The 13425-nt window shown below is 62.1% G+C and carries 11 protein-coding genes and 1 pseudogene; 3 read left to right on the forward strand and 9 right to left on the reverse strand.

The window, feature by feature from the left end:
• Window positions 1–376: 376 nt before the first annotated feature.
• The 3 genes and pseudogenes from H4P35_RS13810 to H4P35_RS13820 all read left to right on the forward strand — a co-directional run bounded on the left by H4P35_RS13810 (window position 377) and on the right by H4P35_RS13820 (window position 3566).
• Window positions 377–2605: an NADP-dependent isocitrate dehydrogenase gene (locus H4P35_RS13810; protein ID WP_152384518.1), complete on the forward strand. Its 2229-nt coding sequence runs from the start codon at window positions 377–379 to the stop codon at window positions 2603–2605.
• Between the two features lie 295 nt (window positions 2606–2900).
• Window positions 2901–3280 (forward strand): annotated as a pseudogene (locus tag H4P35_RS13815) (type II toxin-antitoxin system RelE/ParE family toxin).
• Window positions 3264–3566, forward strand: coding sequence for a DNA-binding transcriptional regulator (locus H4P35_RS13820; protein WP_226845914.1), 303 nt, complete (start codon window positions 3264–3266; stop codon window positions 3564–3566). The pseudogene H4P35_RS13815 and the gene H4P35_RS13820 overlap by 17 nt, the downstream one beginning before the upstream one ends.
• Window positions 3567–3580: 14 nt before the next feature.
• Here H4P35_RS13820 and fetB read toward each other — a convergent pair whose 3' ends face one another.
• The 9 genes from fetB to H4P35_RS13865 all read right to left on the reverse strand — a co-directional run bounded on the left by fetB (window position 3581) and on the right by H4P35_RS13865 (window position 13346).
• A complete protein-coding gene (gene fetB, locus H4P35_RS13825; RefSeq protein ID WP_226845916.1) occupies window positions 3581–4384 on the reverse strand; it encodes an iron export ABC transporter permease subunit FetB in 804 nt (267 codons plus the stop codon).
• Window positions 4375–5019, reverse strand: a complete 645-nt coding sequence (locus H4P35_RS13830; RefSeq protein WP_370638922.1) for an ATP-binding cassette domain-containing protein — start codon at window positions 5017–5019, stop codon at window positions 4375–4377. The genes fetB and H4P35_RS13830 overlap by 10 nt, the downstream gene beginning before the upstream one ends.
• A 96-nt stretch (window positions 5020–5115) precedes the next feature.
• The gene (locus tag H4P35_RS13835; RefSeq protein WP_226845918.1) at window positions 5116–6243 is read right to left on the reverse strand and encodes a hypothetical protein; all 1128 of its coding nucleotides are present in this window, start codon (window positions 6241–6243) and stop codon (window positions 5116–5118) included.
• Entirely contained in the window at window positions 6243–6548 is a 306-nt protein-coding gene (locus tag H4P35_RS13840; protein WP_226845920.1) for a hypothetical protein, read from the reverse strand. The genes H4P35_RS13835 and H4P35_RS13840 overlap by 1 nt, the downstream gene beginning before the upstream one ends.
• Before the next feature lie 292 nt (window positions 6549–6840).
• Window positions 6841–7728: a hypothetical protein gene (locus H4P35_RS13845; protein WP_226845925.1), complete on the reverse strand. Its 888-nt coding sequence runs from the start codon at window positions 7726–7728 to the stop codon at window positions 6841–6843.
• A 221-nt stretch (window positions 7729–7949) separates the two neighbouring features.
• Window positions 7950–10610 (reverse strand): T6SS effector BTH_I2691 family protein, encoded by a 2661-nt coding sequence (locus H4P35_RS13850; protein WP_226845926.1) that lies wholly within the window; start codon window positions 10608–10610, stop codon window positions 7950–7952.
• A 375-nt stretch (window positions 10611–10985) separates the two neighbouring features.
• Complete coding sequence (locus H4P35_RS13855) at window positions 10986–11738, reverse strand: amino acid ABC transporter ATP-binding protein (protein WP_056318838.1); 753 nt, start codon at window positions 11736–11738, stop codon at window positions 10986–10988.
• A 31-nt stretch (window positions 11739–11769) separates the two neighbouring features.
• The gene (locus H4P35_RS13860) at window positions 11770–12423 is read right to left on the reverse strand and encodes an amino acid ABC transporter permease (RefSeq protein WP_056318568.1); all 654 of its coding nucleotides are present in this window, start codon (window positions 12421–12423) and stop codon (window positions 11770–11772) included.
• Window positions 12424–12554: 131 nt separating this feature from the next.
• The gene (locus H4P35_RS13865) at window positions 12555–13346 is read right to left on the reverse strand and encodes an amino acid ABC transporter substrate-binding protein (RefSeq protein WP_128828326.1); all 792 of its coding nucleotides are present in this window, start codon (window positions 13344–13346) and stop codon (window positions 12555–12557) included.
• Window positions 13347–13425: the final 79 nt, after the last annotated feature.

Genomic DNA, 13425 nt, shown 5'->3' on the forward strand with positions numbered 1-13425 from the left:
GCTTTGTCAAACGCGAAAGTTGGGCTCGATCCGCATCACATTGGCCCGCCTAGCGCGATCCGTCCCTGAAACCTTGGGCATATGCATATTGCGTCGCCATCATGAAATGGAACCATTTCCCGGCGCAATGCGTAGCACGGTATTACAATGGAAAGTTCGTGGCGGTCGCACCTTCCAAGGCGGACCCGGATACGGCCCTTTCAATTGGGCCGGCCGGTCCAGTCAAACAATAGGACGGGCGGCGGTCATGTTGGGTGGACGGCTTGCCTGCGCGTCCCTCCATACGAACCCACTCTCGACAACATCTACCGGCGTACGCCGCATAGCATGTTCGGGTTTGCGCGTTAATCGCCTGAGCCGAACAGATTCAAGGATCATGTCTCTTACTCCGAAGATTATCTATACCCTCACCGACGAAGCTCCGGCACTTGCAACCCGTTCGTTGCTGCCCATCGTCCAGGCATTCGCCAAACCCGCAGGCATCACGGTCGAGACCCGCGACATTTCGCTGGCAGGCCGCATCATCGCCCTGTTCCCGGATTACCTCGAAGACGGCCAGAAGCTGTCCGACGCCCTGGCTGAGCTGGGCGCCCTCGCGGTCAAGCCCGAAGCCAACATCATCAAGCTGCCCAACATCAGCGCCTCGATGCCCCAACTGAAGGCGGCCATCAAGGAACTGCAGGACCAGGGCTACAAGCTGCCGGATTACCCGGATGCCCCCGCCAACGACACCGAGCGTGACGTCAAGGCGCGCTACGACAAGGTCAAGGGCAGCGCCGTCAACCCGGTCCTGCGCGAAGGCAACTCCGACCGCCGCGCCCCGCTGTCGGTCAAGAATTACGCCCGCAAGCACCCGCACAAGATGGGCGCCTGGTCGTCCGACTCCAAGTCGCACGTCGCGCACATGAGCGAAGGCGACTTTTACGGCACCGAGAAGTCGGCCCTCATCGCCGAAGCCGGCGACGTCAAGATTGAACTGACGGCTGCCGACGGCACCAAGACCGTCCTGAAGGAAAAGACCCCGGTCAAGGCCGGCGAGATCATCGACGCCGCCGTGCTGTCGACCGCCAAGCTGAAGTCCTTCCTGCAGGCGCAGATCGACGACGCGCGCGCCAACGGCGTGCTGTTCTCGGTCCACCTGAAGGCCACCATGATGAAGGTCTCGGACCCCGTCATCTTCGGCCACGTGGTCTCCGTGTTCTACAAGGACGTCCTGGCCAAGCACGCCGACGTCCTAAAGCAGGCCGGCTTTGACCCCAACAACGGCATTGGCGACCTGTACGCCAAGATCCAGTCGCTGCCCGCCGACCAGCAGGCCGCCATCACCGCCGACATCGACGCCGCCTACAAGACGCTGCCGCAGCTGGCCATGGTGAACTCCGACAAGGGCATCACCAACCTGCACGTGCCCAGCGACGTCATCGTCGACGCGTCCATGCCCGCCATGATCCGCGACTCGGGCAAGATGTGGAACGCCGAAGGCAAGCTGCAGGACACCAAGGCCGTCATCCCCGACCGCAGCTACGCCGGCGTCTACCAGGCCGTCATCGACGACTGCAAGCGCAATGGCGCGTTCAATCCGGTCACGATGGGCAGCGTGCCCAACGTCGGCCTGATGGCCCAGGCTGCCGAAGAATACGGTTCGCACAACAAGACCTTCGTCATCCCGGCCGCCGGCACCGTGCGCGTCACCGACGCCTCCGGCGCCGTGCTGCTGGAGCAGGCCGTCGAGGCCGGCGACCTCTGGCGCATGTGCCAGACCAAGGACGCCGCGATCCAGGACTGGGTCAAGCTGGCCGTCACGCGCGCCCGCGCCACCAAGACGCCCGCCGTCTTCTGGCTGGATGAAAAGCGCGCCCACGACGCCCAGGTCATCGCCAAGGTCAAGCAGTACCTGAAGGACCACGACACCAGCGGCCTGGACCTGCGCATCCTCGACCCCGTCGAGGCCACCAAGTTCTCGGTCAAGCGCATCCGCGAAGGCCTGGACACCATCTCGGTCACCGGCAACGTGCTGCGCGACTACCTGACCGACCTGTTCCCCATCATGGAACTGGGCACCAGCGCCAAGATGCTGTCGATCGTGCCGCTGGTCGCCGGCGGCGGCCTGTTTGAAACCGGCGCGGGCGGTTCGGCGCCCAAGCACGTGCAGCAGTTCCTGGAAGAAGGCTTCCTGCGCTGGGATTCGCTGGGCGAATTCATGGCGCTGGCCGAGTCGCTGGACCACCTGGGCCGCACGTACAAGAACCCGACCGCCCAGATCCTGGCCAAGACGCTGGATCAGGCCACGGCCAAGTTCCTGGACGAAAACAAGTCGCCCGAGCGCAAGGTCGGCGGCCTGGACAACCGCGGCAGCCACTTCTACCTGGCGATGTACTGGGCCCAGGCCCTGGCCGCCCAGACCGAGGACCGCGCCCTGGCCGCCCAGTTCGCGCCCGCCGCGACCGCGTTCTCGGAAGGCGAGAACAAGATCCTGGACGAGCTCAAGGCAGCCCAAGGCAAGCCAGTGGACATCGGCGGCTACTACCAGCCGAACGAAGCCAAGGCCAGCCAGGCCATGCGCCCCAGCGCCACGCTGAACAAGGTGCTGGCCTCCATCGGCTAAGCGTCCCCTGCTTTGCCAGCTGGCGCAAGCTGGCTGACAGACAAGAAACCGGCAGTCCCGTTGGGGCTGCCGGTTTTTCTTTGGGCGCGCCGGATGGCTGCATTCGTGGGCGACCTCGGAGGGGTGCCTGACACCTTGCAGCGCCATTGTTGCCGGTATCCAAAATCCGACTGACTTACGGGGGCTGCCCCGACCTCCTACTGCGGATGCGCGAGTAAGTTCATTTCTCGCGGCCCCGCAGAAATGTGTGGCGCCTAACTATACCCATTAAGGGTACACTTTGGAGTGTTCGGGAATGGTGGTGCTAAAGCGCAAATCTTTTACCCGGTGGCAGGCCGCCGAACGGTTGTCTGACGCCGTGCTGTGTGGCGCGGTCCGCGAAATGGAAGCGGCCTTGTTGTCGCCGATCTGGGCGGCCATCTGTACAAGCTTCGAGTTGCGCGCCCCGGAGGCGGTAAACGTGACGGCTACCGGACGCTGCTATCGGCACGCATTGGAAGCCGATATGTGTTCTTGCACGGATATCCGAAAAGCGACAAGGCGAATATCACTGATGCAGAAAAGAAAGCCCTGCAATTTACAGGCAAGGTCTTTCTTGACCTGAAAGAAAGCGCCCTGTTAAGTGCCGTGCAGGCCGGCGTGTTAATCGAGGTGAATTGTGAGCAAACTCATTGAATCTCTGCGCGAAGATCTCGCCGCGCTCTACCATGCGGGGTCGACAGACAAAGTCACGATGCGGGACTTTGACGCTATCTGCCCTGCCCCCGTCCGGAATTTCAGTCCGGGCGATATTAAACGGCTGCGTGAAGATTTACGATTCAGCCAACCTGTATTCGCGCTGCACCTGCACACCAGCACTTCGACCGTCAAGAAATGGGAACAAGGCGACACGCGCCCTACCGGCCCTGCATTGAAGCTGCTCAATCTCCTGGCTGACAAAGGGCTCCACGCCATCCTTTGACGGCCGCCACTGCATCACGCCCGCCCCGGCATCAGCCTGTCCAGCCGCAGCCTTCCGCGCTCATCGGTCAACCGGCGCATGGCGCCATAGGCTGCGCCCATCGCTGCCATGCCGCTTGCGCCGCACAGCAGGAACATCAGCAGGATCTGGTATTTGGCCGCGTCCACCGGGTCCATGCCCGCGATGATCTGGCCGGTCATGATGCCGGGCAAGGTGATGATGCCCGCGGCCGACATCTGGTTGATGCTCGGCACGATGCCGCGCCGCACGGATTCTCGCAGCAGCGATGCGAACGCCTGGTGGACCGTGGCGCCCAGCGCCAGGCGCGCCTCGATGCCCAGCCGTTCGCGGCGCACGCCTGACAGCATGCCGTCCAGCGCCAGACTCGCGGCATTGAGCACGCTACCCAACACGATGCCCACCAGCGCAATGGTGTAGCGCGGGTCGTACCAGGGTTCTGGGCGCAACGCGGTGCTCAGGATGAACAACGCTGTAATGAGCGTGGTGCTGGCCACCGCCAGCGTGCCGACCCAGCCGTTGCCGCGTCCGGTCAGGCGCGCCTTGGGCCGGGCGGCCACCTCGCGCGCGGCCAGCGCCATCATCACGGCCACCACCAGCGCCGTCAGCCATGGCGCGGCGTGGGCGAACACGATGCGAAGGATCTGGCCGACCAGGAGCAGTTGCACCACCGTGCGCACCGCCGCCCACAGCACCTGCCTTTGCAGGTTCAGGCGCAGCGCAAAGGAAATGCCGGCGCTTAGCAGCACCAGCAGCGACGCGATCACCAGATCCAGCGCCTGCAGTTGGATCACGTCCATAGGGGCTCCATGCGGCCCTGCGTCATCCGCCAGCTGCGGCGCGCCAGACGGCCGGCCTGCTCGGCGCTGTGCGTGACGATCAGGATGCCGCCACCGCGAGTCAGAAACCGCGCCAGTTCAGCCTCGACCAGCGCCGTCGCGACCTCGTCCAATGCCGCGGTCGGCTCGTCCAGCAGCAGCACGCGCGGCTTTTGCAGCAGCGCGCGCGCGAGCCCCATGCGTTGGCGCTCGCCCGTGGACAGTTCGTGGACCAGCGCATCGAACTTGTCCTCGGCCAGCCCCAGCCGGCTCATGACGCCGACCGCCTCCGCGCGGTCCGCGTAATGCGCGGACACATGGTCATCCCACCAGCCGGCCTCGGCCTGGCAATACACCACTTGGCGCCGCCATTCGAAACCGCGCATGGCCGACCGGCGGCGGCCATCCAGCTCGGCCTCGCCGTGGCCGGGATCCAGGTCGGCAATCTGGCGCAGCAGTAGCGACTTGCCCGACCCCGACGCGCCGACCACGGCCGCGCACTCACCCGCGGCCAGATCCAGGCTCACGGGCGCCAGGCGCTCGCTGTACAGGCCGCGCAGTCTGAGCAGCGGCGGAGCGTCAGAATCGGAGTGCGTGGAAACCGGCATGGGGGGCATGGGTATGCATCATATCGAATAGTCGGCGATCCTCGAACGTCCAAGCCCTATACCGGCATACGCAAGTCGACTGATCATCTCAACGTGCAGGTATCATCAGTTCCGTTCACGCTTCTTACCCACGCGCGACGAACTCTCGGGGGCCCGCCCCGGCCGCAATTTCCAGCGGTGCGCATTGGCCAGCAACTGTGACTGAACGTCCGGCGGGTAGTCAGCGACGGTAGTGAAAGCGGGCGCCGGCTTTCCCGGCTGGCCTGCCTCACGAATGGCGCGCGGCCAACGTGGCCGCCAGCACAGCAACAACGAAGCCCAATGCGAGAGTCCGACGATAACGAATGCAGGCGAGATCAGCACGCAACCCAGCCACGTCAACGGGCCGCTTTTGCGCAGAAACGGACCTAGCGCCTCGAACTGCGCTGTGAAGGCTGGCCAGGGCAAAGGCAGCTGCGAGCTGATGCGCGGTCTCTCGACCGCTTGCAGACCGCCCTCGTCCATGTACCGGCGGATGAATTCCCATTCGGACTGCAGGTCGGAGAGACGGCTGCTTTGCCTTCCAATAAACACAGCGGTCGGAAAGGGCAGGTCCGTGTTGTCACCGGGGTACCAGCCCATCACCAACCTCAATCCGGGAATTTCCTCGGTATGCACACCCTCCCAAGGTAGAACCAGAATCCCCCCGCAGCTCGCCGGCCGATGAAGATAGACTTGACGAGTGATACGGTTGAAGCGAATCAGGAGGTGGCGTGATGTGAGCATTTCAAGGCGAGTGAAGCGAAATGCATACTTGAAATACAGCCAGAGCGCTCCAGCCGTCACCGTGGTCCCCAAAAGAAAAGTGAATAGATCACCGATATATAGGTCTCGGCCAAAGGCGACTCCAGAGCCGGATAGGACTGCCCAAAGCAATCTTCCGTCTATGTCTATCCATGAACCCACCATGAAGTACATGAAGACGATCGTGAGCAGAGAGATGAATCCTCTCTTGTCTTCTAAACCACCGCAGCGCATTTCAAGGAATGCGTCGGTGCATGCATAGACCGGCCCCTTCGTTCTAGCCTGGCCGAACCGCTTCGCAGATTGGCGCGCGCGGTCCTCCACAAGGCAATCTTCATATGCCGGCTGAATGATTGGGATCGCCTGATTCTGGTATTCCTCGAGATTTTTCCTTAACCACGCGTCCGGTTTCAGACATACGAACCAAGAGATCCACTCAGCGATGTACATCAGATGATTTCCAAAAGCGCGCTATACAAGGCGGCCAACTCTTCTTCGGCATCCTTGTAAGTCTTCTCATACTTGAACTTCGGACCACGGTAGAGGGAACGCTTGCACCACTTTTCGAGGGCATCGTCATCAAATATCGTAATGACCACCGTAAAGGCGACTGTAATTAAGGTCCCACGAAGCAACACGCGCCGCAAGAAAAGGATGACCGCTTGTCGAGCCAAAACTGCGGAGACGCGAGAAAACAAATTCCACCAGGCAGCGTATTTCGTCGTTATCGCGCGCTCGGCCAGCATCTTGATCATTGGGCGCGCCGCCGCAACCGCCAGACCTGCTTGGCTGACTATCACGACAGCGGCCAACTCCGCAGACCGCTAGCCATCTGCGTTAGCCCTGTGGACGAGGCCTTCATCGCCTTGTGACGCGTGGCGCAAGGCCTGGCGGCCCAGGCTGGCGTACCAGGCCAGGACTCCACCTGACAGTCCCGCATTGCTCGATTCGTCCGTCTCTTAGTACACGCTATCCGCCTCAGTTCGGGTGTTGATAGTGTTTGAGAAAAACTTTCTGTGGGCGGAGGGTGGGAGCCGCTCTTCCTCCTCACCCACGATGTTTTCCCTCGCGTGACGCATTCGCAGGGGCCCGCCCCGGCCGCAATTTCCAGCGGTGCGCATTGGCCAGCAACTGTGACTGAACGTCCGGCGGGTAGTCAGCGACGGTAGTGAAAGCGGGCGCCGGCTTTCCCGGCTGGCCTGCCTCACGAATGGCGCGCGGCCAACGTGGCCGCCAGCACAGCAATAACGAAGCCCAATGCGAGAGCCCGACGATAACGAATGCAGGCGAGATCAGCACGCAACCCAGCCACGTCAACGGGCCGCTTTTGCGCAGAAACGGACCTAGCGCCTCGAACTGCGCTGTGAAGGCTGGCCAGGGCAAAGGCAGCTGCGAGCTGATGCGCGGTCTCTCGACCGCTTGCAGACCGCCCTCGTCCATGTACCGGCGGATGAATTCCCACTCAGCTTGCAGGTCGTACAGACGACTGCTTGGCTTTCCCACCAACGCAAAGTTCGGAAACGGCAACGGCGTATCGTCTGGAAACCATCCGAGCATAAGGCGTTGACCCGCCATCTCCATCGAGGTTGTGCCGTTCCAGGGCAAGACAAGGACACCGCCACAATGCGAAGGTCGATGAAGATAGACTTGACGAGTAATCCGATTAAACCGAACCAGCAAGTGACGGGACGTCAACACCTCTAGACGACTGAAGCGGAATGCGTGCCTGGAGTAGAGCCAAAGCGGCAGGCCAAAAATAACGACGTCGAACGCCAAATCAAAGTACTGCTGCCACCCGATTGAACTGTCATACCACTTCATCGCGCCGAGCAGCACTGCAAAGAGAATTGGTCCCGAACTAACGGCCCACGCATATAAAATCATGCCTACAAAAATTGCAGTGGCGAGCGTGATAAGCCCCCGCTTGTCTTCCATTCCCCCGCAACGCATCTCCACATATATATCGTTAGCGGCGTACACTGGGCCGCGACTGACAGCGCGATCGCAACGTTTTGCCTGTTGGGCCGCTCGCTCTTGCGCAACATCTTCTACGTAAGACACAGCTCGTCGCGAGGGCCGTGCGCCTCCGGAATGGCGCCCTAATTCCTCATCCGATTTCAAGCAGCCCCACCACATCATCCACTCGGTCGCGTACATCAAGCCACCTCATTCAGGGCGCCATAGACGCTCGCCAATTCTTGCGCTGCGTCTTCAAACGGCTTCTCGTTCTGAAACTTTGGTCCGCGATACGAAGTACGTTTGCACCATCTTTGCAGAGCGTCATCATCGAAAATTGCAATTGCCACACTGGCTACGACCAAAATTCCCGTTCCACGGAGTAGCAGGCGGCGCAAAAATAGCGCCACTGCCTCCTTGGCAAAGAAGGCTGAAATGTCTGCCAACATGCCTAACGAGACGCTCCAGCGTGAGAGCACAGCCCGCTCTGCAACAATGCGTAGCATCGGTGCAGCCGCTCCCAAGGTTAAGCTTGCTTGCCCTGTCGCCATCAAGAGAGTAGTGACAAACCGGACCCGAAATGCTCGGGATAGCGATGTTTTTTTCTCCTTCGCCGCGTTCTGCATATCAATCAGATCATACGTCGCGGCGATCGCACCTCCCATGATCGCCAACGCCCCACCCCACAGCCGCAACCTCCCCAAGAACACCGTGGCCCCGACCCCGGTCGTGCTTCCGGCGTTAAAGTGCCTCAACACCAGCTCCGTCCCGCAGGCCAGCATTTCGATCCCCGCCGCGCCGGCGGTCAGCACGGCGGCCGCCAGCTCGGCTCTCTGCCTGTCGTCCTGAGGCAGGCTGTGCATTCTTAATCCGAGCAGTCCGGCCTCAAGCAAGAGCAGCCACCCGCTGGCCCTTACCTTGTAGAACTCGCTGGAGCGTGCATCCACCAGTTCCGTCGCGAAGGCGAATTGGACGTTCTGCTTGATCTGGCCTCGCATGACCGTCCGGTCCGCGCTGTGACCGATGGCCTGCAGGTCCTCTAGCCTGAGGTTGACGGCGCGCTCGCCGATGCTGGCGGCGAGCCAGCTGCGGGTGGCCCTGTGGACGAACCATTCGTTGCCTTGCGAGGCGTGGCGCAAGGTCTGACGGCCCAGGCTGGCGTACCAGGCCAGGACTCCACCTGACAGTCCCGCCTTGTTCGATTTGTCCAGCGCTTCGTACACGCTATTGGCCTTGTCAAAGAGCTGCGCTAGCGTCTTTGCCATTTCGAGGCCCGTCCGCGTGTACTGGTAAATGGTGTCGCCGGCAGCGAGCGCCGGCTCGGATTTTGCGGATTCGCGGATGCGATCCATTTCCGCCAGGATGGCATCCTGATTCAGTCCAAAGCTTCGCAGCGCGAGGTTCTTGCGGTCTTGCACCCCACCCTGCCACCACTCTTGGATGACGTTGGCACTGCTTTCGCATCCTTCCGCACCGAAGACGCACAGTCCTGTCTGACCCGCAAACCGCCAGCCGCTGGCAAGGTCGGCATCGTCATAGACTTCCAACCCATCCAGTAATTGCTCGCTCTGCAACCAGGCTTCGTATGGCAGTGCCCGACGCGCCGCTTCCTGTTCCGCAATTCGACACTGGGTCTCGAAACCCGCGAGCGCCTGTTTCATGGCGTAGATTTGCAACGCCGCTTTCGGGTCCGGCGGAGTGACGTACTTGCTTTCGAAGCGGGCGCGGTATTCGCCGCTGTCCAGTTTGGCTTGCACCCGCGCCCTTATCGTGGCTTCATAGTTGCGCACGTGCTCCTGGGCTGCCGCTTCCCAGCGTTTCTGCTGCGCCTCGTCGAGGATCCAGTTCCGCCCCCGCGCCATCTCGGGATTGAACACCTTGTCCCGTTCGATCTCGATGTAATGCTGCGCCTCCAAGGCAGCGGACCTTTCTTCAAACTGATTTCGCACATCGCCGAACGCCTGCGCCACCAGAATCTTGCGTTCGTTGCTGATGCCATTATTGGCCCCACCCCTGTTCAAGTAGTCCTTCAGCGTCTCGACGGCCTCGTTTCGCCAGGCGTTGAGTTGCTGAGTAATGCCGATGGGGTCGCGCAGCACGATAGCCGCGCCGCGGGCTCGGGTGACCGTTGGCCTCAAATCCGACGCGACCAATTGCGGGGCGTGGTGATAATCCGGGTCGGAATAGAGCTGATCGGCAAGTGTGGGCGCCAGGCGGGTATGGGCCGCGGCGATGCTCTCGGCAATGCCATCGTTCGTGGAAGACATGTCGAGCACGTCGGGAGCAAACGAGCAGCTGCTGGCGATTTCCTTGATGTCGAATGCTTGCAGCTTGTTGCGCAACGAATCGGTATCGCGCAACTTGTCGAGCATGCGCTCGGTAAGCACGTCCGGAGTGAACAGCAGGCGCGCTTCCTGGATGTCTTCCGGGGCCTTGAACAGGATGGTCCAGCCGCCATATCCGAGCAGGCGGCGCGGTTCGGGCGCGTACTGCAAATCTGGCGAGTAAGGCCAGAATGGAGAGAACACCCCTGTCCCTGTCGCTCGCCACGCGCTTTCGCAATTCCATTTTCCGAAGCGCTTGATGAACGCGTACAGGTAACCCTGGCGCATGGCGCGCACGGCGTAGCGGACGCCTTTGGCTTGCAACGCGGGCAACCCCAGGCCGAGATTGCGAGGCAGATCCGGCGCCAGCGCGGCAAGCGCTTCCGGATCTTCGCTGGTCACCACGGCATAGCGCAGCGGAAGAATGGCAACTTCGGACTTGCAGTCGACGCACGGGCTGGGCGCTTCGTCCCGTCGAGTACTGCGCGCGACGTCGACTGCCTGCGATAGCAGCGCTTCCAATGACACCTGGTTCATGACCGCGGTCCAGAACGCCGTGATGGTGAAATGTCGTGCTGAAGTGCGCTGGCTTCCCCATCATTGGCGCCAACGATAAACAGAAAAATCGGACGAGATTGGGCGGGCACGCGGCGCTCCGGTGGCTGCGGCCCGGCTCGAAAGACGTTATTGCTGAGGCGGCCGCTATGGGGTGGGCGTCCGCCGCGTACCCTGACCGGAAGCGCCCTAGCTTCCCACCTGATGCACCCGAGGACGATCGCCGTGATCGTGCTCGCGCATCTGAACCGTGTACATCAAAAGCTTCTTAAATATGCCCGTCGTCCCAACCTTGTGCATGGCACACGGAGGATACGCTCGGGTTCTCTGGCGCAACGCCCCACCCAGGCCGCTTACTCAGAGCATATGCGCCAGAAACTCCCGGCTGCGCGCATGCCGGGGCGCGGCAAAGAACGCGGCGGAAGGCGCTTCCTCGACGATGCGGCCGTCGTCCATGAAGATGACGCGATGCGCCACTTCGCGCGCGAAGCCCATTTCGTGGGTCACGACCAGCATGGTCATGCGTTCGTCGGCCAATTGCTTCATGGTGCGCAGCACTTCGCCGGTCAGTTCCGGGTCCAGCGCCGAGGTGGGCTCGTCGAACAGCATGATGTCGGGCTCCATGGCCAGCGCGCGGGCAATGGCGACGCGCTGCTTCTGGCCGCCGGACAGGCGCGTGGGATAGTTGTCGCGCTTGTTCAGAAGGCCGACCTTGCGCAGCAGTTCTTCGGCCTTGGGCACGATCTGGGCGCGGGTCATACCTTTTACGGTGATGGGCGCCTCGATGATGTTCTGCAGCACCGTCATGTGCGGAAACAGGTTGAACGACTGGAACACCATGCCCATCTTCCGGCAGATGCGGCGCACGTCGGCGTCGCTGGCGTATTGGCTGCGCGCGCCGGTGACGGCGGCCGCCATGGTTTCGCCTTCCACCACGATGCTGCCTTCGTCGATGGTCTCAAGGTGATTCAGGCAGCGCAGGAACGTGCTCTTGCCCGAGCCCGACGGGCCGATCACCGCGACCACCTCGCCCTGCTCCAGGGTCAACGAAACGTCGTCCAGCACCCGGTTCGCGCCGAAGGATTTGACGATGTGGCGGGCTTCGATCATGACCGGGCGCGTGATCAGCCCGGCCGGGGAATTACTGGTCATATTTGGCATAGCGCTTTTCCATGTGCTGGAAGAACCACGTCAGGAGCAGCGTCATCAACAGGTAGAAAGCCGCGGCGACCAGGAACGGCGTGGTCGTGAAGTCGCGCTGCACGATCCCGCGTGCGGTGCGCAGGATGTCATTGAGGGCCAGCACGTAGATGAGCGATGTGTCCTTGACCAGCGTGATGGTCTCGTTGCTCATGGGGGGCAACACGCGCTGCACCATCTGCGGCAGGACGATGCGGCGCAGCGTCTGCAGGTAGGTCATGCCCAGCACCTTGCTGCCTTCGTATTGGCCACGGTCCACCGACTGGATGCCGGCGCGGAAGATTTCGGCGAAATATGCGGCGTAGTTCAGGGCAAACGCCACGACGGCCGCCGGAAAGTCGGGCAGCCGGATGCCGATCACCGGCACGAACGGCAGCGCGAAATAGATGAACAGCATCTGGAGCATCAGCGGCGTGCCGCGCATCAGCCAGATATAGCCATTGACGGCGCGGCTCAGCAGCGGCCACTTCGAGATGCGCGCCAAGGCCAGCACCAGGCCCAGCGGCACGGCGAGCGCCAGCGTGATGAAAAACAGCGTCAAGGTCACTTTCGCGCCTTGCGCCATGGGCCCCAGAAGGGAAAGTACGTAGTCCATGCAGTGGGTTCGCGCCGCGCGGGCAAGAGAGAATCATGGGCGAGCCCGCCTGGCCTTGCGGCGCTGCGGCGGGCTGCGAACTGCAACGGCAAAGGCGCTCCGGCCGGTTGGGCCGCGGGCGCTTTTCTCGTTTACTTGATGATGTTGGCGCCGAACCACTGCGTGGCGATGCGGCCGGCGGTGCCGTCCTGCTTCATCGAGTCCAGCGTCTTGTCCAGCTTGGCCAGGAGTTCGGTGTCATCCTTGCGCACGCCGACGCCGTAGTCTTCCGTGCCGAAGTTCTCTTCCAGCACGCGGTATTCGCCCGCGCGCTTGCTGATGAGGTAGCGGCCCACGACTTCGTCGACGACGATGGCGTCCAAACGGCCCGCGGCCAGGTCCATCAGCGCGGTGACGTTGTCGCCGAACTTCTTCACTTCCTTGATCTGGGCGGCAACCGGATCCTTGGCAATGGCGTCGGTGGCGCTGCTGCCGTCCTGCGCGCCGACGACCTTGCCGGCCAGGTCATTCTTGACCTTCACGGGCGAGGTGTTGCCCACGATGATGATCTGGTGGTTGGCCATGTAGGGCGCGGTGAAGCTGATGTTCTTCTTGCGCTCTTCCGTGATGGTCAGGCCGTTCCACAGCACGTCGACGCGCTTGCCGTTCAGCTCGGCTTCCTTGGCGCTCCAGTCGATGGGCTTGAACTCCACTTCGATGCCCAGGCGCTTGCTGGCTTCCTTGGCCATGTCGATGTCAAAACCGACGATCTGGTTGCTGGCGTCGCGAAATCCCATGGGCGGGAAATTGTCGTCCAGACCCACGACAACCTTCTTGGGCGTGGCCGGCGCCTGGGCGCTCGCGGCGGGCGCGTTGTCGCCAGGACCGCAGGCCGTGAGCAGCGAGGTTGCGGACACAAGAAGTACAGCAGTCAGTTTTTTCATCGTTGTGGGGTGCGCCAGGCGCAGGTAGGGGAATACCGGAAAGGCTGGCCAAAAAGCCGCGAGGCAGTATTTTAGCGTT

Origin of the sequence: Achromobacter sp. 77 (assembly GCF_020541125.1) — a bacterium.
In the GTDB taxonomy this organism is placed as follows: Bacteria; Pseudomonadota; Gammaproteobacteria; order Burkholderiales; family Burkholderiaceae_B; genus Achromobacter; species Achromobacter mucicolens.

What these genes read in the sequence shown, in the direction of transcription:
- H4P35_RS13810 (WP_152384518.1), top strand. Translation starts at nt 377, where the DNA reads ATGTCTCTTACTCCGAAGATTATCTATACCCTCACCGACGAAGCTCCG.
- fetB (WP_226845916.1), bottom strand. Translation starts at nt 4,384, where the DNA reads ATGGACGTGATCCAACTGCAGGCGCTGGATCTGGTGATCGCGTCGCTG.
- H4P35_RS13830 (WP_370638922.1), bottom strand. Translation starts at nt 5,019, where the DNA reads ATGCCCCCCATGCCGGTTTCCACGCACTCCGATTCTGACGCTCCGCCG.
- H4P35_RS13835 (WP_226845918.1), bottom strand. Translation starts at nt 6,243, where the DNA reads ATGTACATCGCTGAGTGGATCTCTTGGTTCGTATGTCTGAAACCGGAC.
- H4P35_RS13840 (WP_226845920.1), bottom strand. Translation starts at nt 6,548, where the DNA reads ATGATCAAGATGCTGGCCGAGCGCGCGATAACGACGAAATACGCTGCC.
- H4P35_RS13845 (WP_226845925.1), bottom strand. Translation starts at nt 7,728, where the DNA reads ATGGAAGACAAGCGGGGGCTTATCACGCTCGCCACTGCAATTTTTGTA.
- H4P35_RS13850 (WP_226845926.1), bottom strand. Translation starts at nt 10,610, where the DNA reads ATGAACCAGGTGTCATTGGAAGCGCTGCTATCGCAGGCAGTCGACGTC.
- H4P35_RS13855 (WP_056318838.1), bottom strand. Translation starts at nt 11,738, where the DNA reads ATGATCGAAGCCCGCCACATCGTCAAATCCTTCGGCGCGAACCGGGTG.
- H4P35_RS13860 (WP_056318568.1), bottom strand. Translation starts at nt 12,423, where the DNA reads ATGGACTACGTACTTTCCCTTCTGGGGCCCATGGCGCAAGGCGCGAAA.
- H4P35_RS13865 (WP_128828326.1), bottom strand. Translation starts at nt 13,346, where the DNA reads ATGAAAAAACTGACTGCTGTACTTCTTGTGTCCGCAACCTCGCTGCTC.